At 71.8% G+C, this 22803-nt stretch carries 24 protein-coding genes and 1 tRNA gene; 11 read left to right on the top strand and 14 right to left on the bottom strand.

The genetic code is table 11. The features are described from left to right. Positions 1-223: 223 nt before the first annotated feature. Positions 224-793, bottom strand: coding sequence for a hypothetical protein (locus NR111_RS10410; protein WP_069389772.1), 570 nt, complete (start codon positions 791-793; stop codon positions 224-226). Positions 794-963: 170 nt separating this feature from the next. Between NR111_RS10410 and NR111_RS10415 the strand changes: the two genes are divergently transcribed. Both NR111_RS10415 and NR111_RS10420 read left to right on the top strand, forming a co-directional pair. Beyond that, entirely contained in the window at positions 964-2598 is a 1635-nt protein-coding gene (locus tag NR111_RS10415; protein ID WP_206474630.1) for a sodium-dependent transporter, read from the top strand. A gap of 3 nt (positions 2599-2601) precedes the next feature. Further along, on the top strand, positions 2602-2748 hold the full coding sequence (locus NR111_RS10420) for a methionine/alanine import family NSS transporter small subunit (protein WP_082924111.1): 147 nt from the start codon (positions 2602-2604) through the stop codon (positions 2746-2748). Between the two features lie 54 nt (positions 2749-2802). Here the strand turns inward: NR111_RS10420 and NR111_RS10425 are convergent, their stop codons facing one another. Beyond that, positions 2803-4188: a glucose-6-phosphate dehydrogenase gene (locus NR111_RS10425; protein ID WP_206474628.1), complete on the bottom strand. Its 1386-nt coding sequence runs from the start codon at positions 4186-4188 to the stop codon at positions 2803-2805. A gap of 45 nt (positions 4189-4233) precedes the next feature. On the opposite strand from NR111_RS10425, the gene NR111_RS10430 reads away from it, so the two are divergent. After that, entirely contained in the window at positions 4234-5109 is an 876-nt protein-coding gene (locus NR111_RS10430; protein ID WP_206474626.1) for a maleylpyruvate isomerase family mycothiol-dependent enzyme, read from the top strand. Positions 5110-5123: 14 nt separating this feature from the next. Further along, positions 5124-5630 (top strand): gluconokinase, encoded by a 507-nt coding sequence (locus tag NR111_RS10435; protein ID WP_256820736.1) that lies wholly within the window; start codon positions 5124-5126, stop codon positions 5628-5630. Between the two features lie 40 nt (positions 5631-5670). On the opposite strand, the gene NR111_RS10440 is transcribed toward NR111_RS10435, so the two are convergent. The 3 genes from NR111_RS10440 to NR111_RS10450 form a co-directional block, all read right to left on the bottom strand. Beyond that, entirely contained in the window at positions 5671-6195 is a 525-nt protein-coding gene (locus NR111_RS10440; protein WP_206474624.1) for a DUF421 domain-containing protein, read from the bottom strand. Between the two features lie 31 nt (positions 6196-6226). After that, positions 6227-6772, bottom strand: coding sequence for a CAP domain-containing protein (locus NR111_RS10445; protein WP_206474623.1), 546 nt, complete (start codon positions 6770-6772; stop codon positions 6227-6229). Between the two features lie 43 nt (positions 6773-6815). Further along, positions 6816-6897, bottom strand: a tRNA-Leu gene (locus NR111_RS10450). Positions 6898-6956: 59 nt separating this feature from the next. Here NR111_RS10450 and NR111_RS10455 point away from each other — a divergent pair. The 5 genes from NR111_RS10455 to NR111_RS10475 all read left to right on the top strand — a co-directional run bounded on the left by NR111_RS10455 (position 6957) and on the right by NR111_RS10475 (position 11950). After that, entirely contained in the window at positions 6957-7535 is a 579-nt protein-coding gene (locus tag NR111_RS10455) for a hypothetical protein (RefSeq protein WP_256820737.1), read from the top strand. Further along, positions 7532-7906 (top strand): DUF3817 domain-containing protein, encoded by a 375-nt coding sequence (locus tag NR111_RS10460; protein ID WP_206474619.1) that lies wholly within the window; start codon positions 7532-7534, stop codon positions 7904-7906. Before NR111_RS10455 ends, NR111_RS10460 begins: the two co-directional genes overlap by 4 nt. Before the next feature lie 68 nt (positions 7907-7974). Beyond that, positions 7975-9387 (top strand): DASS family sodium-coupled anion symporter, encoded by a 1413-nt coding sequence (locus NR111_RS10465; RefSeq protein WP_096905844.1) that lies wholly within the window; start codon positions 7975-7977, stop codon positions 9385-9387. Beyond that, positions 9384-11432 (top strand): ATP-binding protein, encoded by a 2049-nt coding sequence (locus tag NR111_RS10470; protein ID WP_256820738.1) that lies wholly within the window; start codon positions 9384-9386, stop codon positions 11430-11432. Before NR111_RS10465 ends, NR111_RS10470 begins: the two co-directional genes overlap by 4 nt. Then, positions 11429-11950, top strand: a complete 522-nt coding sequence (locus NR111_RS10475; protein WP_256820739.1) for a response regulator — start codon at positions 11429-11431, stop codon at positions 11948-11950. Before NR111_RS10470 ends, NR111_RS10475 begins: the two co-directional genes overlap by 4 nt. A 58-nt stretch (positions 11951-12008) precedes the next feature. Here NR111_RS10475 and NR111_RS10480 read toward each other — a convergent pair whose 3' ends face one another. The 7 genes from NR111_RS10480 to clpS all read right to left on the bottom strand — a co-directional run bounded on the left by NR111_RS10480 (position 12009) and on the right by clpS (position 16861). After that, on the bottom strand, positions 12009-12662 hold the full coding sequence (locus NR111_RS10480) for a non-canonical purine NTP pyrophosphatase (protein WP_067719897.1): 654 nt from the start codon (positions 12660-12662) through the stop codon (positions 12009-12011). A gap of 2 nt (positions 12663-12664) precedes the next feature. Beyond that, on the bottom strand, positions 12665-13450 hold the full coding sequence (rph, locus tag NR111_RS10485; protein ID WP_096905846.1) for a ribonuclease PH: 786 nt from the start codon (positions 13448-13450) through the stop codon (positions 12665-12667). Between the two features lie 43 nt (positions 13451-13493). Beyond that, positions 13494-14273 (bottom strand): MBL fold metallo-hydrolase, encoded by a 780-nt coding sequence (locus tag NR111_RS10490; protein WP_206474613.1) that lies wholly within the window; start codon positions 14271-14273, stop codon positions 13494-13496. Positions 14274-14346: 73 nt separating this feature from the next. Beyond that, the gene (gene murI, locus NR111_RS10495; protein ID WP_206474612.1) at positions 14347-15162 is read right to left on the bottom strand and encodes a glutamate racemase; all 816 of its coding nucleotides are present in this window, start codon (positions 15160-15162) and stop codon (positions 14347-14349) included. Beyond that, the gene (locus NR111_RS10500) at positions 15159-15851 is read right to left on the bottom strand and encodes a rhomboid family intramembrane serine protease (RefSeq protein WP_067719902.1); all 693 of its coding nucleotides are present in this window, start codon (positions 15849-15851) and stop codon (positions 15159-15161) included. The genes murI and NR111_RS10500 overlap by 4 nt, the downstream gene beginning before the upstream one ends. A gap of 40 nt (positions 15852-15891) precedes the next feature. Beyond that, a complete protein-coding gene (locus NR111_RS10505) occupies positions 15892-16512 on the bottom strand; it encodes a DUF2017 domain-containing protein (RefSeq protein WP_120286378.1) in 621 nt (206 codons plus the stop codon). A gap of 4 nt (positions 16513-16516) precedes the next feature. Next, on the bottom strand, positions 16517-16861 hold the full coding sequence (clpS, locus tag NR111_RS10510; RefSeq protein WP_067719971.1) for an ATP-dependent Clp protease adapter ClpS: 345 nt from the start codon (positions 16859-16861) through the stop codon (positions 16517-16519). Positions 16862-16914: 53 nt separating this feature from the next. Between clpS and NR111_RS10515 the strand changes: the two genes are divergently transcribed. Both NR111_RS10515 and NR111_RS10520 read left to right on the top strand, forming a co-directional pair. Then, positions 16915-18264, top strand: a complete 1350-nt coding sequence (locus tag NR111_RS10515) for a nicotinate phosphoribosyltransferase (protein WP_067719906.1) — start codon at positions 16915-16917, stop codon at positions 18262-18264. Between the two features lie 136 nt (positions 18265-18400). Beyond that, the gene (locus tag NR111_RS10520) at positions 18401-20509 is read left to right on the top strand and encodes an ATP-dependent DNA helicase (protein WP_067719908.1); all 2109 of its coding nucleotides are present in this window, start codon (positions 18401-18403) and stop codon (positions 20507-20509) included. Between the two features lie 19 nt (positions 20510-20528). On the opposite strand, the gene NR111_RS10525 is transcribed toward NR111_RS10520, so the two are convergent. Both NR111_RS10525 and serB read right to left on the bottom strand, forming a co-directional pair. Continuing rightward, on the bottom strand, positions 20529-21278 hold the full coding sequence (locus NR111_RS10525; RefSeq protein WP_067719974.1) for a peptidyl-tRNA hydrolase: 750 nt from the start codon (positions 21276-21278) through the stop codon (positions 20529-20531). Between the two features lie 47 nt (positions 21279-21325). Further along, positions 21326-22555 carry a phosphoserine phosphatase SerB gene (serB, locus tag NR111_RS10530; RefSeq protein WP_067719911.1) on the bottom strand — a complete coding sequence of 410 codons (1230 nt, stop codon included), beginning with the start codon at positions 22553-22555 and terminating at the stop codon, positions 21326-21328. Positions 22556-22803 lie beyond the last annotated feature (248 nt).

A 22803-nucleotide genomic window follows, 5' to 3' on the forward strand; every position in this document is an offset into this window, starting at 1 on the left:
GAGGGGGTACGCGCGACCGAAACACGCGACCCGGTGACCGCGCGCCATGTGATCCGTGTCACATCCGGACATGACGCGAGCCTCATATCAACAGGTGAGGGGGGCCTCAGGTTTGCCGACGGTCCCGTTACCTGATCGTTATCTCGTTCTCAGGCGTTCCTCGACCCCCCACGGCGTGTCGCGGACGCCCCCCACGGCGTGTCGCGGACAGCGACCGGTTGCGTCAGGCGCCGCAGCGCAGGATCGCCATGGCGACCGCGTCGAGGCCTTCCGTGGGACACAGATCGGCGGAGAGGCGTCGCGGCCCCGACGTCCACTCGACATGCGCCGTCCGCACCGGAGCGCCGAAGGCGATGGTCACCAGTCCCCCGATGCCCGGTGTCCCGTCCGGCCCCAGGGCGCCGGCGCCGACCGTCTCGACACCCACCACTTCTGCGACGGTGGCGGGCCCCGGAGCGGGGATGAGGCTCACGTCGATCCGGGTCCCGTCGAAGGCCCCGACCCACACCGCGAAGGTTCCCGTCCCGTCCGCGCGAAGATCCAGGGTGTATCCGTGCGCGAACCACGACCCCGTCTCCTCCACGAGGTCGGCCGGCACCGGGACCGGCGCCACCACGGGATCCTGCGCCGCAACGGGGGCCGGTGAGCCGGCCGGGCCTGTCGGGCTCGGAGCGGAGGCGATCGCCGGATTCACCGCCCCCACCGCGAGGACACCGGCGACGACCGCCGACGCCACCGCGCGGAATGCAGACGTGCGATTTTCCGCGCTTCGTGTGCCGATATCGGTCCTCATGGGCTTACCGTATTCCCACGAGTCACACATCTCGATGCAGCGATTGCGTCGATCCGGTCACCAACACGCAACGGCCGGGCTAGAAGTTGGTACACGCCGGGGACGCACGCACCGTCCCATGACAGGACCGCGCGGGCCCGCGGGCCCGCCCGTCGACAAGGAGTCGTCCCATGACACGACCAACCACCCGAAGCGGGGTGAAGCCGCGGGAGACGTTCTCCCGTCGCTCCGTCTTCGTCTTCGCCGCCATCGGCTCCGCCATCGGCCTGGGCAACATCTGGCGCTTCCCGTTCGTCGCCTACGACAACGGTGGCGGCGCCTTCCTGCTGCCCTACCTGGTGGCACTTCTCACCGCGGGTCTCCCCCTGTTGTTCTTCGACTACGCCATCGGTCACCGCTTCCGCGGATCCGCCCCGTTGAGCTTCCGGCGGATGAACCGGTTCGCCGAACCCATCGGGTGGATCCAGGTCCTGGTCTCCTTCGTCATCGCGGTCTACTACGCGGTCATCATCGCCTGGGCCGCCAGCTACGCCTGGTTCTCCGTCGATGAGCGGTGGGGCTCGACCTACGAGGAGTCCGCGACCTTCTTCGCCGAGGACTTCCTCCGCGCGGGCAGTGGGTTCGGCATCGATTTCGTGCCGGGCATCGCCATCGTCCTCGCGGTGGTCTGGATCGTCACCCTCGGCGTCCTCCTCGCCGGCGTGCAGAAGGGCATCGGACGAACCGCGATGTTCTTCGTCCCGCTCCTGGTCGCTCTGTTCGCGGCCCTGGTGGTCCGCTCCCTCTTCCTCGACGGCGCGCTCGAGGGTCTCAACAACTTCTTCACGCCCGACTGGGGCGTCCTCACGGAGCCGTCCGTGTGGATCGCCGCCTACGGTCAGATCTTCTTCTCCCTGTCGGTCGGCTTCGGCATCATGCTGACCTACTCGTCCTACCTCAAGCGCAAGACCAACCTCACCAGCTCCGGTCTGGTCGTGGGCTTCTCCAACTCGGCGTTCGAGGTCCTCGCGGGCATCGGCGTCTTCGCCACCCTCGGCTTCCTGGTGACCACGTCGGCGGGAGCCGGCTGGGACGATGTCGGGGGCGGCCCGGGCCTGGCGTTCATCGCCTTCCCCGCCCTCATCTCGCAGATGCCGGGCGGGCCGATCTGGGGCGTCGTGTTCTTCGTCTGCCTCATCCTGGCGGGCCTCACGTCCCTGATCTCCATCACCGAGGTGGTCATCTCGTCCTTCCAGGACAAGATCGGGTCCTCGCGCACCGCGGCCACGCTGGCGGTGGGTGTCCCGATGGCCGCCATCTCCCTGCTTCTCATGCCCACAGAGACCGGCCTGCAGAATCTCGACATCCTCGACAAGTTCGTCAACAGTCTGGGCATCGTCGGCATCTCGCTCATCGCGTTGGTCGTGGTGATCTTCGGCATGCGCCTCGCCCCGCAGTTGCGTGACCACCTCAACTCGGTGTCCTCGTGGAGGGTGGGCACGTTCTGGATCGTGTGCCTGGCCGTCATCACGCCGCTCGTGCTCGGCTACTCCCTCATCCGCGAGATCATGACCCTGATCTCCGAACCGTACGAGGGGTACGAGGCATCCGTCCTCGGCGTCTGGGGTTGGGGCATGATCGCCACGATCCTCGTGCTGTCGGTGGTCCTGTCCCTCCTGCCGTGGCGCGGGTCCCGTCAGCTCGACGGCCCCCCGACGGTCGACGACGATCCGAGCGACTTCGCCTACGAGGAGGGCCTCACCCCTCCCGCCGCCGACCGCCCGTCCGGTGCGACGGCGTCCCCCCGCAAGACCAAGGAGGCCTGAGCAATGGATGCTCCCGCGATCATCATGATGGTCCTGTTCCTGCTCGTGATCTGGGGCGGACTCGTCGCCAGCATCGTCCACTACGTGAGCCACCCCGACGGGGTCGACGAGGGTGCCGTCCGAGAAGCGGCGGAACGCGGCAGGGGCTGACCCCGCCCAACCGCAGCTCCCGGCCCCGGTTCCGCCCACGGACCCGGGGCCGGGTCATTCCCGGCGGTCGCCCACCGCCGGGCCGTCGGAACCCGCCTCGTACTCCTCGAGCGGGACCCCGCCGGCCTCCCACGCCTCGATCACCGGAGTGAGGATCCGCCAGCACTCCTCGGCCACGTCACCGCGGACCGTCAGCAGTCGGTCGCCGTCGAGGATGCGTCCGAGGACCTCCCCGTACGGCAGCAGCTCGCTGTCCCCCAGGTCAGCGGCCAGGCGGGTGCTCTCGAGCGTGAACCGGTCGTCGGCCGCGTTCGTCGCCAGGTCGAGGGACACCCGGTCGGGCGCGATCCCGATCGTCAGCCGGGTCGGCGGAACACCCCCCGAGAACGCCCCGGGCACGTGGCGCGGCGGCCGGAACGCCACCGTCACCCGCATCGAGTCCTCACCCAGCGCCTTGCCCGACCGCAGGAACACCGGCACCCCGGCCCACCGCTGGTTCCGTATCTCCAGGACGACCTCGGCGAACGTCTCGGTCCCCCGAGCCGGGTCGACGCCGTCCTCATCCGCGTAGGACACCACGTCCCTGCCACCCGCCCGCCCGGCGGTGTAGCGGCCCCGGCGCGAGGAGACGAGCGGATCGCCATCCCACACGCGCGTCGCACGCAGCGTGGTGACGATGAGGTCGTGGAGTTCGGTGGCGTCGAGGCGCGCGGGTGCATCCATCGTCGCCAGCGCCATCACCAGCAGCAGGTGGGACTGGAGCATGTCGACGAGCGCGCCCGCGGAGTCGTAGTACCCGGCGCGGCCCTCGAGGGCGAGCGTCTCGTCCGCGACCACGTCGATGCGCTCCACGTGTTCCGCTGTCCACACCGGCTCCATGATGCGATTGGCGAACCGCATGCCGAGGATGTTGAGCACGGTCGCCTCCCCGAGGAAGTGGTCGACCCGGTACACGCGGTCCTCGGGCACGAGGTCGGTGAGCAGTGCGTTCACCCTGCGCGCCGAGGCGAGGTCGTCGCCGAACGGCTTCTCCAGCGCGAACCGCACGTCGTCGCGCAGTGGGCGCCCGCGCAGGCCCTCACACGCTGCGGCCGTGACGGCCGGTGGGAGGGCGAAGTACAGCACCACCGGTCCGTCCAGCCCGTCGATGAAGTCGGAGAAGGCCTCGGCGTCCGTCACGTCCAGTTCGACGAACCGGGTCGAGTCCACGATCCCGTCGACCTGCTCCGGGGAGCGGTCTCCGGCGCGCAACGCACCGCGGACGAGGTCGCGCCAGTCACCGTCGTCCATCCCGGAACGCCCGGAGCCGATGACGGTGACGTCACGGTCGGGATCCGTGGCGAGCAGGGTCCCCAACCCGGGGAGCAGGAGTCGCTCGGTGAGGTCGCCACCGGCTCCCAGGATCGCGAGGGTGGGACGGTCGGTCGTGGTCGGCGACATGCCGCAGACGCTACCCGCGGGGCGGCGCCGCAGTAGCGTGTGACCATGGACACCAACAGCCCCGATGTCACGACCGACGCCCCCGCCGCCGCGCCCGCCGGGCAGGCCCCCGAGGAGATCCGTCACCTCATCCAGCAGTGGAAGCGCCTCGACGAACTGCTCGCCGGGCTCAAGAGAGACGACTGGATCGCACCGACCCCTCTGCCGGGGTGGACCGTCCGAGATGTCGTGGCACACGTGGCGGGCACCGAGCACATGCTCGCCGGTGAGGCGGTCCCGGACATCGAGTTGCCCGCCTCCGCCCGCGAGTACGTGCTCAACCCGATCGCGGAGCTCAACGAGAAGTTCGTCCAGGAGGCGCGCCCGCTGGCTGTCGAGGACGCATTCGAGGACTTCCGCGACGTCGTCGCCGAGCGCACGGAGCAGCTCTCCGAGATGAGCGCCCCAGACCTCGAGGCCGAGACCGACTCCCCCGTCGGCCGCGTCCCGTTCCGCCGCTTCATGGGTGTGCGGGTCTTCGACTGCTGGATCCACGAGGACGACATCCGGCAGGCCATCGGGATGCAGCATCACCTCGGCGGCGACATCGGCCGGTTCGCGGTCGGGGAGATCGTGACTGCCCTGCCCCGCATCGTCGGCAAGAAGGCCGCCGCGCCGGACGGCTCCCGGGTCCGGTTCCGCGTCACGGGTGAGGCGGGCACCGATCTGCCGCTGGCCACCGATGTCGTCGTGGACGGACGCGCAGCCCTCGCCGACGTCGACGACACCGCGCAGCCCACCGTGGAACTGGTCTTCGACACCCCGACCTTCGTCCGCGCGGCGACCGGCCGGATCGTCGCCGAGCCGGGCAGCGGCGTGGAGATCAGTGGCGACGAGGATTTGGGCCGGACGATCCTCGGGTCGCTGGCCTTCACCATCTGACGCCGTCGTCGCCCGTGTCCGGACCTCACATCGTCGTCATGGGCGTCTCGGGCGCCGGGAAGTCGACGGTCGCCCGTGTGATCGCCGAACGCCTCGGTGCGCCGTTCCTCGACGCCGATGACGTGCATCCGCCCGCCAACCGCCGGAAGCTGAGCGCCGGTGAGCCCCTGACCGACGATGACCGCGCGCCCTGGCTGGCCGCGGTCCGGGACGGCATGCGGGAACGCGACCGGTCGACGGGCAGCGGCCCGGGGCTCGTCGTCGCGTGTTCGGCGCTGCGACGTGCCTATCGCGACACGCTGCGGCAGGTGGAGCGCCCGGTGTTCTTCGTCGAACTCGGCACCGACCCCGAGCTCATCGCGGCCCGACTCGCCGCCCGCCGGGGGCACTTCGCGTCCCGGCGAATCCTCGAGTCCCAGCTGAGCACCGTGGAGCCACTCGAGGCCGACGAGAACGGGCTCGTCTGCCCGATCACGCTGCCGGCGTCCGAGATCGCGGACGAGGTCCTCGCCGCTCTCTGACCCCTGTTCTGGCCCGCTGGCGCGCCCCCTCGCCGGCGGGTCAGTCCGCGTCGCGTCGCGGCCACCCCGGGACGTCGTCGAGAACGGAGCCGTTGCCCAGCTGCGAACCGGTGATGACGCTCCTGCTCCCGTCGCTCTCCAGGATGACGGCGACGGCCTCGCCGAGGTCCCCGATTCCCGAGGAGCGGAGGGTCTGGCGGATGTCGGCGTGCGTGAGCCGGTGCCGCGCCAGCTGGTCGTCGAGGATGACCCCGTCGCGGACGAGCAGAGTCGGCTGTGCGGTCAGGGCCTTACGCCCGCCCGGCAGTCGCCTCAGCTGGGAGACGACGTACTGCAGCAGGACGAGCAGCGCCAGTGCGACCGCGCCCTCGGCCCACGACACGTCGGAGCTGAGGATGATGGTCGCCAGCGTCGAACCCAGCGCGACGGTGACGATGAAGTCGAAGGCGTTGAGTTGCGCGAGGGTGCGCTTGCCGAACGCCCGGATCGCCACCACGAGGAAGATGTACGCCGCGGTGCCCACGAGGAGTATCCGGAGGATGTCGGACCAGTTGTCGAACCACATGCCCGAACCGTACCGACCACGACGGTTCCCTCTACCTCTCCGACATCGGAGTGGCGAAGTGCTGGACGTAGAGATGAGCCTCCGGGAGACCCTGGTACGCGGCCGTCCGCAGGCAGACACCCACGCGGGTGAGGTCCGGGTCGAGGATGTTCTCCCTGTGGCCCGGGCTCTGCATCCAGTTGGCGACCGGATCCGGACCGCCCGTGGACGAATAGAACAGATTCTCGGCAGCTCTGGAGTAGTCGACACCGGCCTCCCGGAAGAACGTGGACGGGCCGCCGCTGCCGTCAGGCGCGGTGTGCCCCCAGTAGTCCCTCGCGATCATGTCGTCCGCTTTCGCACAGGCGCTGTCGCGGAGCCTCTCGCTGGCGTCCAGGGGCGGAAGGCCGTTCTCGCTCCGCTGTACGTTCGTCTCCGCTTCCACCGGGGACGGCTCCGCCGGGGGCTCGACCGCAGCCTGATCCCCGGGGGCCTTCGACGAGAGGCCCCGGTCCACCGCGACATCCACCTGCGCGCAGCCGGCCACCGCCATCGAGACCGCCAGGATCAGCGACGCGGCCGCTGCTCTCGCGGCCATCCGGTTCCTCATCCTGATCACCCGATCCGAGTGGAAAGACCAGTGCGCCCGGGGAGACTTGAACTCCCACGTCCGTAGACACTGGAACCTAAATCCAGCGCGTCTGCCAATTCCGCCACGGGCGCGTCACCCGGGGGTACCGGGCGAGATGAGTTTACCGTGTGGTCAGCGGTACCGTGGAGGCGTGTCCGACACCCTTGGCTCCCACGCGACCGGAAGTGCCACGGCTTCCGGCGACCCGGCGCGGACCAGGGTCAAGCACCGCCCGGCGTGGATCGCGTTCGTCGTCCTGGGGGCGATCTTCTGCATGGGCATGGGGCTGTGGCAGCTCGCCCGCTACCAGGAGGCCACCGGGACCGCGCAGAACCTCGGGTACACGTTCATGTGGCCGTTCCTCGCCGGGTTCCTCGTCTACGCGTACCTGAAGTACGTGCGCATGGAGGCCGACGAGGGTGACCGGATCGCCGCCGCGGACGGCGTCGACGGGGGTCACCGCGCGGGGGACGACGCGGAAGACGACGAAGACGGCGACGACGAGGTCGGCCGGCCCTCAGGGGTCACTGCGACCACCGGGAAGAACCGAACCGGCCGGCGCCGCGGCCCCGTCATGACGGAGATCCCCTCGGACCTGCTGCCGACGCGTCGACCCGCCCGGGACGAGGCGGTCCGGGACGAGGGCCTGGACGCCTACAACTCTTATCTCGCCGAACTCGCCCGGAAAGACCGGGCCGACAGCACCCATCAGGAGAAGCCTGCTTCATGACCGCCGCAGCCACCCAGCAGACCGACAACCGCAAGCCGGATCCCGGCGGCAAGATCGCCGGGGCGCTCAAGCGCTACCGCGTGCTGGCCTGGATCACCGGTGTCTGGCTCCTGGTGCTCACGGTGGAGATGATCTACAAGTACCTGATCCTGGAGAACTCGTCGGACGCCCCGGACTGGTTCACCTACATCGGGCAGGCGCACGGCGTGTTCTACATCCTGTACCTGTTCATGACGCTCGACCTGGCGATCAAGGCCCGTTGGCCCGCGTCGCGCACCCTGCTCACCGCGCTGGCGGGGACGATCCCGTTCCTGTCGTTCTGGTTCGAGAACAAGCGGACCCGCGACGTCCACGCCGAGTACGCGGTCTGATCCGCCCGTGATCTGACGCGATGCCGACCAGCCGTGACCGTGACCTCAGATGACGGTGCTGGTCTGACATGCCTGTGATCGCCGCGGCCAGGCGCCTGCCCGGGACTACGGTGCAGCGCGTCGGCCTGGCGCTCGCCGTCCTGGTCCCGGTCGCGGTGTTGTTCGCCGATCTCCCGGGCCTCGACCCGCCCGCCCAGCGCATGCTGGCGGTGTTCTCCGTGGCGGTCATCCTGTGGGTCACCGAGGCGATCCCCCTGGTCGCCACGGCGGTCCTGGTGATCTTCCTGCAGGTCCTGCTCATCTCCGACGAGGCTCTGGTCGGCTTCGGTGACACCGCGTTCGAGGCACCCACGGCGGAGTCGATCTACGCCACCCTGGCCCACCCCGTCATCATCCTGTTCCTGGGCGGCTTCCTCCTGGCTGACGGCGCCGCCAAATACCGACTGGACCGCAACCTCACCGCGGTGATGCTGCGGCCGTTCCGCGGCAACCTCCGGCTCACCGTGTTCGGACTGATGTTCATCACCGCCGTGCTCTCGGCGTTCATGTCCAACACCGCCACCACCGCCACCATGCTCGCGGTCCTCATCCCCGTCCTGGCGGTGTCCCCGTCCCCCGCCGCCCGTGCGGGGCTGGCGTTGAGCATCCCCGTCGCCGCCACGGTGGGTGGCCTGCTCACCCCGGTCAGTTCGCCGCCCAACGCGATCGCGGTGGGCACCCTCGCGGACCAGGGCATCCGCATCACCTTCGTCGACTGGCTGCTGGCGACCGGACCGTTGGTCATGGTCCTGCTGGTCGTGGCATGGGCCGTGTTGTCGGTCCGCTACCTCGACCGTGGCGTGGCCGTGGACATCGACGTGCGAGTGGACCTCGACACGCGTCCCCGGGCGGTCCTGTTCTACGTGGTCGCCGGACTCACCGTGGTGCTGTGGCTCACCGAGGCCGCGCACGGTATCCCGGCGGCGACGGTGGCGTTCCTGCCCGTCACCGTGCTGCTGGCCACCTCTGTGATGACCGGCGAGGACCTGCGGCGCCTGCAGTGGCCGGTGCTGTGGTTGGTCGCCGGCGGGATCGCGTTGGGCAGCGGGGTCGCCGCCACGGGGCTCGACGAGTGGATGATCGGGCTGGTCGACTGGGCGACCCTGCCGGGGCTGGCAGTCACACTGGGATTGCTCACCCTGGCCCTGCTCCTGGGCACGCTCATCTCGAACTCCGCCACGGCCAATCTGCTCATCCCGCTGGTGCCGGGCCTGGCGGTGACCGTCGGCTCGGATTCGGTGATCCTGGCCGTGGCCCTGGCCGTCGTCTGCGGCCTCGGTATGGCTCTGCCGGTGTCCACCCCGCCCAACGCGATCGCCTACGCCACCGGCGAGATCCGTACCAAGGACATGGCCGCGATCGGCATCGTCGTCGGCGTGGTCGGGTTGGTGCTGGTGGCGTTCGTCATGCCCGCCTGGTGGTCCCTGACAGGCCTGACATGACCGCCCGCGACACGACCCCGCCGCGCCCGATCACCCGTGACGAGGGCCGGCCCCTCCGGCCGATTCTGGTGGTGGGCCACGGCCCGGTCGCCGCCGCCGTCGCCCGCGAGATCGACAGCGCGGCCAGCGCGGCCAGCGCGGGTACGGCCAGCCCGGCCGGCGCGGATGCGGCCGAGGTGATCGTCCACCGCGCCGACGATCCCGCGGCCGCGTCCCGGCTCGTCGCCGCGCTCGGCGGCACCGCCGCCGGTCCGGAGGTGGTGGTCGCGGTAGGCGACGAGCACCATCCCGACGCGATCCTCAGCGCGGTCGTCTCCGCCTCCGGGCCGGAGGATCCGCCGCCGCGACTGCTCGTGGTCACCTCCGGCGCCACGGTCACCGGGATCGAGCGGGCGGTCGACGCGGGCCTGCTCGACGGCGTCGTGGCGGTGCCGTGGGCGCCCGGCGAACTGGGCCCGCGGATCCTCACCTGGTGGGCCAGGCTGGACGTCGGGCGCCGCCGGGACGCCGAGGGCGGGCCCGAGCACGCCGCCCTGCGCCACCGCGCCCCCACCGGGATACCCGGAGTGCACCCGCGGGCCGCCGAACTGCTGCCGTCGCTGCGGGGCTCGCGGCGGACCGCCGTCGCCGAACTCGTGGACGCGCTCGAGGAGTCCCTCGGCCCCCGCCCGCGGATCGAGCTTCCGCCCGGCGTCGTCCTGTCCCGCCGCGACGCCCGGCTCGGTGGGCTCTACATCCTGCTGCGCGGCGAGGTCGAGGTCCTCATCCCGGGCCGCCCCTTCCCCGAGGGCCAGAACCCCTACCGTGGCGGCCCGTTGATCGGGCTGCCGGGCCTCGTCGGCGACCGCACCGCCCTGCACACCACCCGGACCCTCACCGACTGCGCGCTCGTGCACCTGTCCGAGGAACAACTCGTCACCGCCCTGACCCGCAGCCCCCGCGTCGGGACCGCACTGGGCGTGGCCGCCGTCCACGGACTCGACGACCGGCTCCGCCACGCCGAGTCACAGCGCCTCACCGAGACCGAACTCGCGGTGCGCCTGCACGAGGAGCGCGAGCGGCTCGCCGACGCCCTCGACGCCCTGTCCGAGGCCCGCGTCGAGCTCATGAGCCAGGCCTCCGCCGCCGCGATCGGACAGATGGCGGCCGGGCTGTTCCACGAGCTCAACAACCCGCTGGCCGCCCTCGAGGGCGCCCGCGACCACCTGCTGGCCGACCTCGAGACCCTCGTCGCCCGCGGCGGGGACGCCGAGCTGGTGACCAGGGCGCTCCGCCGCGCGCGGACCGCGAAGGCGCGCCCCACGGCCGAACTGCGCAGCGCGCGCCGGCGGGTCCGTGCCGTGCTGCCGGACGCCGAGACCACCCGCAGGGTGGTGGCCGCCGGATTGGACGACGACGAGACGCTCCGGGCCCTCTCGTCGTCGTCACCCGGTACGCGCGAGGCCGTCGTCACGGCGGCGGCGATCGGCTCGGCGGCCCGCAACCTCGACCTCGCGGTGGATCACATCGCCGACCTCGTGTCCTCGCTGCGCTCGTCCATGCGCCCGCTCGACGCCGCCTACGTCCCCACCGACGTCGCCACGACCATCGACGACGCGCTGCGCATCACCGCCCACCGTCTGCCCGGGGTCCAGGTGGTCCGCGACATCGCCGAGGGCCTGCCGGACGTCACCGCCCACCCAGGCCAGCTGACCCAGGTGTGGATCAACCTGCTCACCAACGCCGCCGACGTCCTCACCGGCCCGCAGGCCCCGCCCGACCCCCGGGTCCGGATCGGTGCCGGGGCCTCGAACGGCGGCGAGGTGATCGTCACCGTCACGGACAACGGCCCCGGCGTGCCGGACGAGATCAGCGACAAGATCTTCGAGCCCCACTTCACGACCAAATCCGGACGCATACGCTTCGGGCTGGGCCTGGGGCTGGGGATCAGCCACCGGATCGTGCTCGACCACGACGGCGTGATCGACCTCGACTCCCGGCCGGGGCACACCGCATTCCGGGTGACCCTGCCCGCCGCCGACCACAGCGAGGAGCCCCTGACGTGACGCACGCCCGATCCGCCCGAGCCGTCCCCGACCCGCGACTCACGATCCTGGTCCTCGAGGACGAACTCGAGGTCCGCGAGGCACTCGAGGCCGATCTCGCGCCGTTCGCCGACATCGCCCGCGTAGAACCCGCCGAGGACGTGCCCGACGCCCACGCCGTGCTGGACGAGGTCGCGGCTGACGGCGACGTGCTCGCGTTGGTCCTGGCCGACCACCGGCTGCCCGGACGCTCCGGGACCGACTTCCTCGTGGAGCTCATGGCCTCGGGCCGGCACCCACACGTGCGGACCGTGCTGGTGACCGGCCAGGCCGACCACGCCGACACCATCCGCGCGGTCAACGAAGGCGGGCTGGACTATTACGTCGCCAAGCCGTGGAACCCCGACGACCTACGAGCACTCGTACGTCGGCAGCTCACCGAGTACGTCCTGTGGTCGGGCGCCGACCCGGTCCCCCACCTGCGCGTGCTCGAGACCGAGCGGGCACTGGAGGCCGTGCGCGGACGCAGCGAGCTCTAGTCGGCACCGGCATCCGACCGGCGCGCGTCGGCCAGCGTGCGCCGGTCGGATGCCGCCGTCAGGCCCGCTCGGCGAGTACCCGCAGCGCCGGCACCAGGGCGCGCAGGGCCCGGCCACGGTGCGAGGCCGCGTCCTTCTCCTCCGGGCTGAGCTCGGCGGCGGCGCGGTCGGACCCCTCGGGCATGAACAGCGGATCGTACCCGAACCCGCCTTCACCACGCGACTGCCGCAACACGCGGCCCGGCCAGCGGCCCTCCTGCACGATCTCGCCCACCCCGTCCTGAGCAGCAGGCGAGCCCGCAGCGTGCGGGACGCCCTGACCGACCAGCGCGCACGCCGAGACGAACGCCGCTCCCCGGCGCTCCTCCGGCACATCCGCCAGCTGCGCGAGCAGGAGCGCGTTGTTCGCGGCGTCGTCGCCGTGCCGCCCGGCCCAGCGCGCCGACAGGACCCCGGGCATGCCGTTGAGGGCGTCCACCGCCAGTCCCGAGTCGTCCGCCAGGCACGGCAGGCCGGTCGCCTGCGCACCGGATCGGGCCTTGATCAGCGCGTTGTCCGCGAAGGTGGCGCCGTCCTCGGGCTCCTCCGGGTACTCCGGCACCTCGTCCAGTCCCACCGGCTCGATGCCGACGATCCCCGCCGACTCCAGCACCCGGCGCAGCTCGGCCAGCTTCTTGGCATTGCGGCTCGCGACCACCAGGCGAACGGTCACGACTACCGCCCTCGGTTCCGTGCAGCCGGCGGCGACGGCAACTCGCCCGGGTAGGGCGCCGCGAGGGCCTCGCGCTGCATCTCGAACAGTCGCTCGCAGCCGGCCTGCGCCGAGTCGAGCATCGCGTCCAGCAGGTCGCGGCCGAACGCCGCGCCCTCGGCGGTCCCCTGGACCTCGATGAGCTTGCCGCCGTCGGTGCACACCACGTTCATGTCCACCTCGGCCCGCGAATCCTCCTCATAGGGCAGGTCGCACAGGACGCGGCCGTCGACGACGCCGACGCTCACCGCGGCGACCGCCCCGGTGAGCGGGTTGCCGGTGACCGCGCCCTTGGCCTGCAGCCACGTGATCGCGTCCGCCAGGGCCACGTACGCGCCGGTGATCGCCGCGGTCCGTGTCCCGCCGTCGGCCTGCAGGACATCGCAATCCAGGGCGATCGTGTTCTCCCCCAGCGCGGACAGGTCGATGCAGGCCCGCAGGGAGCGGCCCACCAGGCGGCTGATCTCGTGGGTGCGTCCGCCCACCTTGCCGCGGACCGACTCCCGGCCCGAGCGCTCGTGGGTCGCGGCCGGCAGCATCGCGTACTCCGCCGTCAGCCATCCCAGGCCCGAACCCTTGCGCCACCGCGGCACGCCCTCGGTGACGCTGGCCGTACACATGACGCGGGTCTGCCCGAAGGTGACGAGGACCGACCCCGCCGGGTGCGAGGTGAACCCCCGCGTGATGGTCACGTCCCGCAGGTCGGCGTCGCCGCGTCCGTCTGCTCTGCTGCTGTTCGATGAGGTCACGACCGCCGATCCTAGCCGCGCCGCCCCCCCCGTCGACCGACTGCTAGACGGTGATCCGCAGATCCGGCTCCGCCAGCAGGATCTCCCCGCCGAACTCGACGGCCGCCTCCGCGCGGACCGCCTCGCGGTCCACCCACGGCGGGATGTGGGTCAGCACGAGACGACCCACGTCGGCGCGGTGAGCGGTCAGGCCCGCCTCCGCCCCCGACATGTGGATGCCCGGCGGGCGCCCCTCCTCGTGCGTCCAGGACGCCTCACAGAGCAGGACGTCCGCGCCGACCGCCAGCTCGACCAGGGCGTCGCAATAGGCGGTGTCCCCGCTGTACGCCAGGACCCGGCCGCTACGGGAGGTCAGGCGCATTCCGTACGACTCCGGAGGATGCTCCACCCGGTCGGCCCGCACGCTCAGGGCCACCTCGTCGTCGTCGCCCCTCATCTCCACCTCGGGCGCGACGTCCCACGTGGCCACGTCGAACGTGTCCGACAGGTCGTCGACCGTCCCCGGCTCCTCCGCCGACGCCACCCCGATCCGGTAGGCCGTCCCGGACGGCCCGACCAGCGGCACGCGGCCCGCGCCCTTCGCACCGGGGCCGAAGCGCCGCAGGACCAACAGACTCGGGACATCCAGGCAGTGGTCGGCGTGGAGGTGGGACAGCAGGACGGTCGCGTCCTCGGGGGCCACGTGTCGTTGCAGTGCGCCGAGGACACCGGGCCCCATGTCGATCACCACGGGGGCGAGACCGTCGACCTCGACCAGATACCCGGACGCCGGCGAGGTGGGTCCACCGATACTTCCCGAGCACCCGAGGACAGTCAGAAACATGGGCGCCATCGTGCCACGCCGCACCGCGTGTCGTGGTGTTCGCGGTTGTGCCCGCGATGCGTGTCACCGTCCATCAGTCCGACTCCGCCCGCCCGACGGTCACCAGACCGGGGCCGAGGAACCGTGACGCCACCCGGCGGAAGGCGTCGGGATCACCGGTGACGAGGTACTCGTGGGTCGCCGGCTCGGCCGCATCGTGTGGCCTCAACAGGTCCTGCGCGGTGAGTACCCGCAGCACGTCCTTGGCGGTCTCCTCCGCGCTCGAGACCAGCGTGACGTGGTCCCCCGCCGCCAACTGCACCACACCGGACAGCAACGGGTAATGGGTGCACCCCAGCACCAGGGTGTCGACGTCGGCGTCGCGGATCGGGGCGAGATACCCCTCCGCCAACCCGAGCACCTGACGGCCACTGGTGATGCCGCGCTCGACGAACTCGACGAACTTCGGACACGCCACCGACGTCAGCTCGATCCCGACGGCCGCGGCCACCGCGTCGTCGTACGCCCGCGACGCCACTGTCGCGCGGGTGGCGATGACCCCGATCCGGCCCGAGCGGGTGGTGGCCACCGCGCGCCGGGCCGCCGGCTGGATGACCTCCACGACCGGTACCGGGTAGCGCTCGCGGGCGTCGCGGAGCATCGCCGCCGACGCCGTGTTGCACGCGATCACCAACACCTTGACCCCGCGGTCGACGAGTTGGTCCGCCACCGCGAGGGCGTGCGCCCGGACCTCGGCCAGCGGCAACGGACCGTACGGCCCGTTGGCGGTGTCACCGACGTAGACCACCGACTCGTCGGGTAGCTGGTCCACGATCGCCCGGGCCACCGTCAGACCGCCGGCGCCGGAGTCGAACACCCCGATGGGAGCCTGCGGGTCGGGGTGCGTCACCTCCGCGGTCCGGCGGACCACCGCGGCTGCGTGGCGAGCTGCCGCTGCTGCGGTTTCCGGTCGCGCTTGAGGCCGTACGCCGACGCCACGCCGCCGATCGCGCCCCCGAGATGACCCTGCCAGGACACCCCGTCCAGCATCGGCGACAGGCCCGCCAGCGCCTCGAGCCCGTAGTAGAAGCCGATGACCAGTCCGATCACCAGGTGCAGGATGCGCCGGGAGAAGAAGCCCCGGACGATGACGTAGAAGATGTAGCCGAACACGATCCCGGAGGCCCCGATGTGGACGGTCCCGGTGCCGCCGAGCAACCAGGACACCACTCCCGAGATCAGCCACGACACGAGGGTGACGCCGACCAGCGGTCGGATCCCGGACAGGGCGATGATCGACCCCAGCACGAGCAGTGCGATCGAGTTACCGATCAGGTGCGCCCAGTCCCCGTGCAGCAACGGCTGGAACACGATGCCGAGGAGCCCGTCCGTCGCCAGCGGCTGGACCCCGTAGCCGTCGAGCACCTGGGGCTCCCCGGTGACCCGCAGCAACACCTGGTCCGCCGCCTCGACCACCCACATCAGGGCGACGAACGACCACAGCAGGACCAGGGCCGGCCAGCGCCGCGGTCCCGGGTCCGCCGGGCGGGTCGGTCCGGCGCCGGTACCCGGCCACGGCGAACGGGGGTCTCGGTTCACGATGTTCTCCTCATAGCCCGTCGTCTCACAGCCCGTCGTCTCACTGCCCGTCCAGGGCCGTGCACAGGGAGTCCTGCATGAAGGTCAGCCAGTGGTACACGTCCAACTGGGCGGACCGGGGGTCATCGTCGGGCACGTACTCGGGGATATCGGTGGCGGCGACCCCGTCGGACGAGCCCGCCTCCAGCAGGACCGCGCCCAGCCCCAGTCGCACATCATTGAGACACCGCATCCACGAGTTCGCCTGCTCGAGGGTCAGCGACACCGTCCCGCCCCGCGACGGCAACGAACGCAACACCACGCCCGCGCAGCCGAGTTTCGCGTCGATGATCGCCGGCTCGTGGATCATCCGCATGCCCGAGTTGTGGGCCCGCGCGACGGCCGCACCGTCCGTGTCGGACCCGTCCGCACGGTCGGCCGCCTCAGGGCGGTGGAAGTCCGGCAACAACCGCGCCAGGGGCGCCTCGGCGGGCACCTGCGAGTGGCCACTGCGCATCCCCGTGATCTCGGCCAGCTCATCGCGCGGGGCGGAGTCCCGGCGCTGTTCGAGCATGTCCACCACGTTGGAGACCAGGGCGTGCAGGATCTGCACCTCATGGTTCTCCATGACCGACTTGATGCGCGCCCCACCGAGGGACGCCTTGCGCTGCCACGCCTTCACCGCCTCACGCATCCCGCTGCATCGTGGCCCACAGTCCGGCCTCCTGCAGCTTGCGGACGTCGTTCTCGACCTTGTCGCGGCTGCCGGACGACACCACCGCCCGACCGTCGTTGTGGACCTTGAGCATCAGGCCATGCGCCTTCTCCCTGCTGTAGCCGAACACCCGCTGGAACACGTACGTCACGTAACTCATCAGGTTCACCGGGTCGTCCCAGACCACGGTGAGCCAGGGGCTGTCCACCCCACCGTCGAGGTCCGCGTCCGTGGACTCCACGGGCGCGGCCGACGGCATCGCCATCACCGGGGCGGTGCTCCGGACGGCCGCAAGCGGTGTCGTCACAGGGTGCATGGAACCCAGGATACGGGTTCCCGCCGGGTAGGCCACGCCGTAGAGTCGCCCCCGTGACCCCGCCGACTCCCTCCCATGTCACGCCCCCCACCGGGCGACCGTCCACCGCCCTGCTCACGGACAAGTACGAGCTCACTATGATCCGGGCGGCCCTGGCGGACGGCACCGCCGACCGGCCGTGTGTGTTCGAGGTCTTCGCCCGACGCCTGCCCTCCGGCCGTCGGTACGGGGTGGTCGGAGGCACCGGTCGGCTCCTCGAACGCGTGGCGGACTTCCGGTTCGACGACGAGGAGATCGAGGCGCTGTCGGATTCGCTCGACGAGCGGACCACCGACTGGCTCCGCGACTTCCGCTTCACGGGTGACGTCGACGGCTACGCGGAGGGCGAACTGTTCTTCCCCGGCTCGCCCGTGCTGAGCATCCGGGGCGGGTTCGCGGAGTGCGTCGTACTCGAGACCCTGGTCCTGTCCGTGCTCAACCACGACAGCGCGATCGCCTCCGCCGCCGCGCGGATGACCTCCGCGGCGTACGGCCGCCCCATCATCGAGATGGGGTCCCGCCGCACACACGAGGAAGCAGCGGTCGCCGCGGCCCGGGCCGCCTACCTCACCGGGTTCGACTCCACCTCCAACGTGGAGGCGACGCGCCGGCACGGCGTGCCCTCCGCCGGGACGTCCGCCCACTCGTTCACCCTGCTGCACACCGGCCCGCAGGGTCCGGACGAGGCGGCCGCCTTCCGCTCGCAGGTGAAGACCCTCGGTGTGGACACCACCCTCCTGGTGGACACCTACGACATCGCGACGGGCGTGGCGACGGCGATCGAGGTCGCCGGGCACGGACTCGGCGGCGTCCGTATCGACTCCGGCGACCTGGGGGTGCTCGCCCGGCAGGTCCGCAGCCAGCTGGATGCCCTCGGCGCCCGCAACACCCGGATCGTGGTCTCCGGGGACCTCGACGAGTACGCGATCGCCGCTCTGCGCGCTGAGCCGGTCGACGTGTACGGCGTCGGCACCCGGCTCGTGACCGGCTCGGGCGCCCCGACCGCCGGCATGGTCTACAAACTCGTCGAGGTCGACGGGATCCCCGTGGCCAAACGCTCCGCACAGAAGGAGTCCCTGCCCGGAGCCAAGCGCGCGGTCCGCCACCACCGCCGCTCGGGCACCGCCGTCGAGGAGTTGCTGCTGCCGTGGTCCGGGGACGCCCCCGAGGAGCCCGGTCTCGAGACGCGCGATCTCATGGTCCCGCTGATCCGGGGCGGCGAGACCGTCCCCGGGCTCCCGACCCTCGAGCAGTCACGCGCCCACCACGCCGCCGTGATGGTGTCCCTGCCGTGGGAGGGGCTCGCGCTGAGTCAGGGCGACCCCGCCATCCCCGTGAGGGTCATCCCCCCGGCCACCCGCTGAGCGGAGCTGTCGGTCGTCCGCCGACGCATCCGGGTGGGCCTCGAGCCGACCGGGTCTGCCCCCGAGCCGGCCAGGTCTGCCCCCGAGCCGCCCGGCGGCCCGGGCCACTGTCCGGTGCGGCCGCTAGGGTATCCGCGTGACCGACTCGCTCCCCCCCGTCTCCGACCTGCTCGCCACCGCGGTCGCGGGCCTGGGCGGCAGCGAACGCACGGGCCAGGTGACGATGGCCGAGGCCGTGGGCAACGCCCTGGCGACGGGGGAGCACCTCGCAGTCCAGGCCGGGACGGGCACCGGTAAGTCCCTGGCCTACCTGGTGCCGGCGCTGCGCCACGCCGTGGCCACCGGGAACACCGTGGTGGTCTCCACCGCGACCATCGCGCTGCAGAACCAGCTGGTCGACCGCGACCTGCCGCGGCTGTCCAAGGCGCTCCGCCCGGAACTCGGCGTGAGTCCCTCCCACGCGATCCTCAAGGGCCGGGGCAACTACCTGTGCCTGCACCGGGTGAGCTCGGGGCCGGTCGACGAGGCCGACCCGGAGGAGGTGGAGACCGAGGAACTGTTCGACCTGCCCCTCGGCGGCGAGTCCACGGCCGCGCGCACCCCACGTGAGGCCACCCCCCGGGACACCGGCCCGAGCTCGTGGCTGGGCCGCGAGATCGCCCGCCTGCACGACTGGGCGCAGGACACCGACACCGGCGACCGCGACGACCTGCCCCGCGGTGTCTCCGACGCGGCGTGGCGGCAGGTGTCGGTGACCAGTCGCGAGTGTCTGGGGCAGGTCTGCCCCGAGTTCTCCGAGTGCTTCGCCGAACTGGCACGCCAGGAGGCCGGCCGCGCCGACGTGGTGGTGACCAACCACGCGCTGCTCGCGATCGACGCCATGACCGATGTCTCCGTGCTGCCCGAACACGACGCGGTGGTGATCGACGAGGCCCACGAGCTGTCCGACCGGGTGACCGGCGTGACCACCGCCGAACTCACCGGCGCGGCCGTGATCCAGGCCGCGCGCCGGGCGGCGAAGCTCGTCGACCAGCAGACCGCGGACCGCATGGTCGCCGCCGGGGAGGGTCTCGCCACGCTGCTGGAGATCTGTCCCGAGGCGCGATGGGACCTCATGCCCGAGGGCGCGGACCTCGCGCTGGCCGCTGTCCGCCACACCGCCGAGAACTGTCGCAGCGCGGTCCCGGGTCCCAAGCCCGGAGAGGCCGCCGGTGACCCACAGGGTGCCTCCGACCGTCAGAAGACCCTCGCCGCGCTGGACGAGATCGCCGACGCCGCAGACCGCATCCTCTCCTCGTTCGAGCGGCCGGTCACCGAGCGCCTAGAGATCGTATGGATGAGCGTGGAGGAACGACGAGGACGGATCCTGCGCGTCGCTCCCCTGTCCGTCGCCGGGCTCCTGCGTGCCCGCCTGTTCGCCGAGTCCACGGTGATCCTCACCTCCGCGACCCTCACCACGGGCGGGAAGTTCGACGGGCTCGCCGCCACCTGGGGACTGCCGCCCGCCTCGTCGGCACGCCCGGACACCGCGAGCGCGGTGTCGCTCGAACCGCCCTCCGACGACGACGCGAGCGCCCTGCGGTGGACGGGCCTCGACGCGGGATCCCCGTTCGACTACCGGCGCAACGGCATCCTCTACGTGGCAGCTCACCTCCCCGCGCCCGGCCGGGAGGGCCCGTCGCCCGCGGCCGAGGAGGAACTGGTCGATCTCATCACCGCCGCCGGGGGCCGCACGCTCGGACTGTTCTCGTCGATGCGCGCGGCGAAGGCCGCCGCCGAACTGCTCCGCGAACGACTCGACACCCCCGTCCTCTGCCAGGGCGAGGACTCCACGGCCAACCTCGTCGCGACGTTCGCCGACGACGAGGAGACGACCCTCGTGGGCACCCTGTCGCTGTGGCAGGGCGTCGACGTCCCGGGACGGACCCTGTCGCTGGTCGTGATCGACCGCATCCCGTTCCCCCGTCCCGATGATCCGCTGCTCTCGGCGCGTCAGCGTGCGGTGGCGGCCCGCGGGGGGAACGGGTTCCTCGCCGTCGCCGGTAACCACGCCGCCCTCCTGCTCGCACAGGGCGTGGGCCGGCTGCTCCGCCGCACCGAGGACCGCGGCGTGGTGGCGGTGCTCGACTCCCGTCTGGTCACCGCGCGGTACGGCGGATACCTACGCGCTTCGCTGCCGCCGTTCTGGCAGACCACCGACAAGGACGTCGTGACCGGCGCCCTGGAGCGCTTGCGCGACGCCTGAACGCTCCCCGGGGCGCCGCTCAGGCGTCGACGGCGATGACCGTGAGCGACCCCGGCGCCACCTCGGTGTAGCCGGCGTCCACCACCGCGGCGACTCCCGGTGTCCCGGCGGCCACCGCCTCGGCCAGGTCCTGCCACCGGGAGGGATCGGCTTCGCGGACGGCGACCGGGAGCCCGTCGGCCAACCAGCGATCGAGACGATCGCGTTCCATCGCGGCGATGAGCAGCATGACCCCGTGGCCGACCTGCGCCGCCGCCTTTCCCGTCGACATCTCGAGCGCACCGTCGATCCACACCACCGGCGTCCCCTCGGGCGGCGCGCCGGGCTCGTCACGCTCAAGGTCGGTGCCGCCGATCTGCAGCCTGGCCAGCCGCGGGTCCACCTCGTCCACCGGGCCGGGGACGAACGCCCTCGCGGCGGCGCCGTCGATCTCCCGGGTCACCCCGGGGACCTCGAGCGAGGCCCGCCACTGGGCGCCGCGGGCACGTCGGGCGATCTTGCGCATCCGGGCGTCCAACCACGCGGCGTAGGCCTCGTGCCACGGCCCTCCCGGCGCGACCCGTTCGTCGAGGCACAGCGCCGCGACCGCGCCGGCCACCGACTCGAGCAGCGGGGTCCGGGCCGGAGGGTCCGCCTTGGGCAGGTGCAGCACGATCGGCATCGACCGAACGGTCGCACGATCCTCGGGGTCCTCCGCGCCGGCCGAGCCCGCCCGGAGCCGGGCGTGGCACCAGTCGAGTGCGGCGCCGGTCGCCGGGCCGCCGATCACGGGCCCACCGGTCTCGGGACCGCCCTCCCCCGCCCCGGGCGTGCCGGTCACGTCAGGGGGACGCGGCGGTACGTGCCGGCGGCGGTGTCCGCGGCCTCGATCTCGTCGCGGGTGATCCCCAGCACGAACAGAACGGTGTCGAGGAACGGCTTGGACAATGACGCGTCCGCCACCTCGCGGAGGGCGGGCTTGGCGCAGAACGCGATTCCCAGCCCGGCGGTGGTGAGCATGTCGATGTCGTTGGCACCGTCACCGACCGCGACGGTCTGGCTCAGCGAGATACCGACCTCGTCGGCGAACTCGCGGAGGTAGGCGGCCTTCGCCTCGCGGTCCACCACCTCGCCGACCACCCGGCCGGTGAGCGTGCCGTCCACGATCTCGAGGGTGTTGGCGCGGGCGAAGTCGAGTCCCAGCTCCTCGGCGAGGCCGGAGATCACCTGGATGAAGCCGCCGGAGACCACCCCGCAGCGGATCCCCAGCCGCTTGAGCGTGCGGATGGTGGTGCGGGCCCCGGGCGTGAGCACGATGCTCGAGGCGACCTCGTCCAGCACGGTGGCGGGCAGACCTGCCAGCGTCGCGACACGCTCGTGCAGGGACTGGGCGAAGTCGAGCTCTCCGCGCATGGCACGCTCCGTGACGGCCCGGACCTCGTCCTCCTTGCCCGCGTGCGCGGCGAGCATCTCGATCACCTCGCCCTGGACGAGGGTGGAGTCCACATCGAACACCACCAGTCGCTTGGACCGACGGCCGAGCCCGGCCCGGTCCACCGAGATGTCGACGCCGTGGGCGTCCGAGAGGGGGGCGAGGGTCTCGCGCAGGCGGGCATCGTCGGCCGAGTCCCGGCCGGCGGTGGACACGTGCAACTCGATACCGGTGACCGGGTAGTCGGCGATCCCGCGGATCGTGTCGATGTTCGCGCCGATGGAGGCCAGCGAGCCGGCGACGGCCGAGAACGCGGAGGCCGGGACGGGGCTGCCGAGAATCACGACCGCGTGCGTCGAGGGCGGGGCCGCGGGGGCGATGTCGTCGAACTGGACCTCGAGTTGCATCCCGAGGTCGTGGACCTGCTCGGTGAGCTCCCGCACGACGGTGACCACATCGGCGCCGTCGTCCACCCGGACCATGAGCCCCAGGGACAGATGGCCGTTGACGACGACCTGCTCCACGTCGACCAGATCGGCGTGGTGGGACGCGAGGACGGACATCACCCGCGCGGTTACGCCCGGGCGGTCGGGCCCGGTGACGGTGAGGAGAGCCGGGGTGCCGGTGGTGCTCACATGTACTCCTGACAGGTGATCGGGGAGGGCGGTGCTGATGTTGCGGGGCCTGACAAGCGGAAACCCCGCCGGTGGACGAGCCGCCGACGGGGTTCCCGGGACCTACGCCCGTGGGTGAGTACGGGCGGGCGATCAGCCCTTCTGCGGGGATGGTCCCCGGTCGGCCACATCCTTGGCCGAGTCCGGGTCCTGTGCCTTGCGACGGCCCCCGACGTGGGCCTCCGCCCGCATCCGCTCGCTCATGTGCG

The sequence above is a fragment of the Dietzia sp. Die43 genome (genome assembly GCF_024519835.1).
Taxonomy (GTDB): domain Bacteria; phylum Actinomycetota; class Actinomycetes; order Mycobacteriales; family Mycobacteriaceae; genus Dietzia; species Dietzia kunjamensis.

Coding starts and splice junctions, on each gene's coding strand:
- NR111_RS10410 (WP_069389772.1), bottom strand. CDS start 793: ATGAGGACCGATATCGGCACACGAAGCGCGGAAAATCGCACGTCTGCA.
- NR111_RS10415 (WP_206474630.1), top strand. CDS start 964: ATGACACGACCAACCACCCGAAGCGGGGTGAAGCCGCGGGAGACGTTC.
- NR111_RS10420 (WP_082924111.1), top strand. CDS start 2,602: ATGGATGCTCCCGCGATCATCATGATGGTCCTGTTCCTGCTCGTGATC.
- NR111_RS10425 (WP_206474628.1), bottom strand. CDS start 4,188: ATGTCGCCGACCACGACCGACCGTCCCACCCTCGCGATCCTGGGAGCC.
- NR111_RS10430 (WP_206474626.1), top strand. CDS start 4,234: ATGGACACCAACAGCCCCGATGTCACGACCGACGCCCCCGCCGCCGCG.
- NR111_RS10440 (WP_206474624.1), bottom strand. CDS start 6,195: ATGTGGTTCGACAACTGGTCCGACATCCTCCGGATACTCCTCGTGGGC.
- NR111_RS10445 (WP_206474623.1), bottom strand. CDS start 6,772: ATGGCCGCGAGAGCAGCGGCCGCGTCGCTGATCCTGGCGGTCTCGATG.
- NR111_RS10460 (WP_206474619.1), top strand. CDS start 7,532: ATGACCGCCGCAGCCACCCAGCAGACCGACAACCGCAAGCCGGATCCC.
- NR111_RS10465 (WP_096905844.1), top strand. CDS start 7,975: ATGCCTGTGATCGCCGCGGCCAGGCGCCTGCCCGGGACTACGGTGCAG.
- NR111_RS10470 (WP_256820738.1), top strand. CDS start 9,384: ATGACCGCCCGCGACACGACCCCGCCGCGCCCGATCACCCGTGACGAG.
- NR111_RS10490 (WP_206474613.1), bottom strand. CDS start 14,273: ATGTTTCTGACTGTCCTCGGGTGCTCGGGAAGTATCGGTGGACCCACC.
- clpS (WP_067719971.1), bottom strand. CDS start 16,861: ATGCACCCTGTGACGACACCGCTTGCGGCCGTCCGGAGCACCGCCCCG.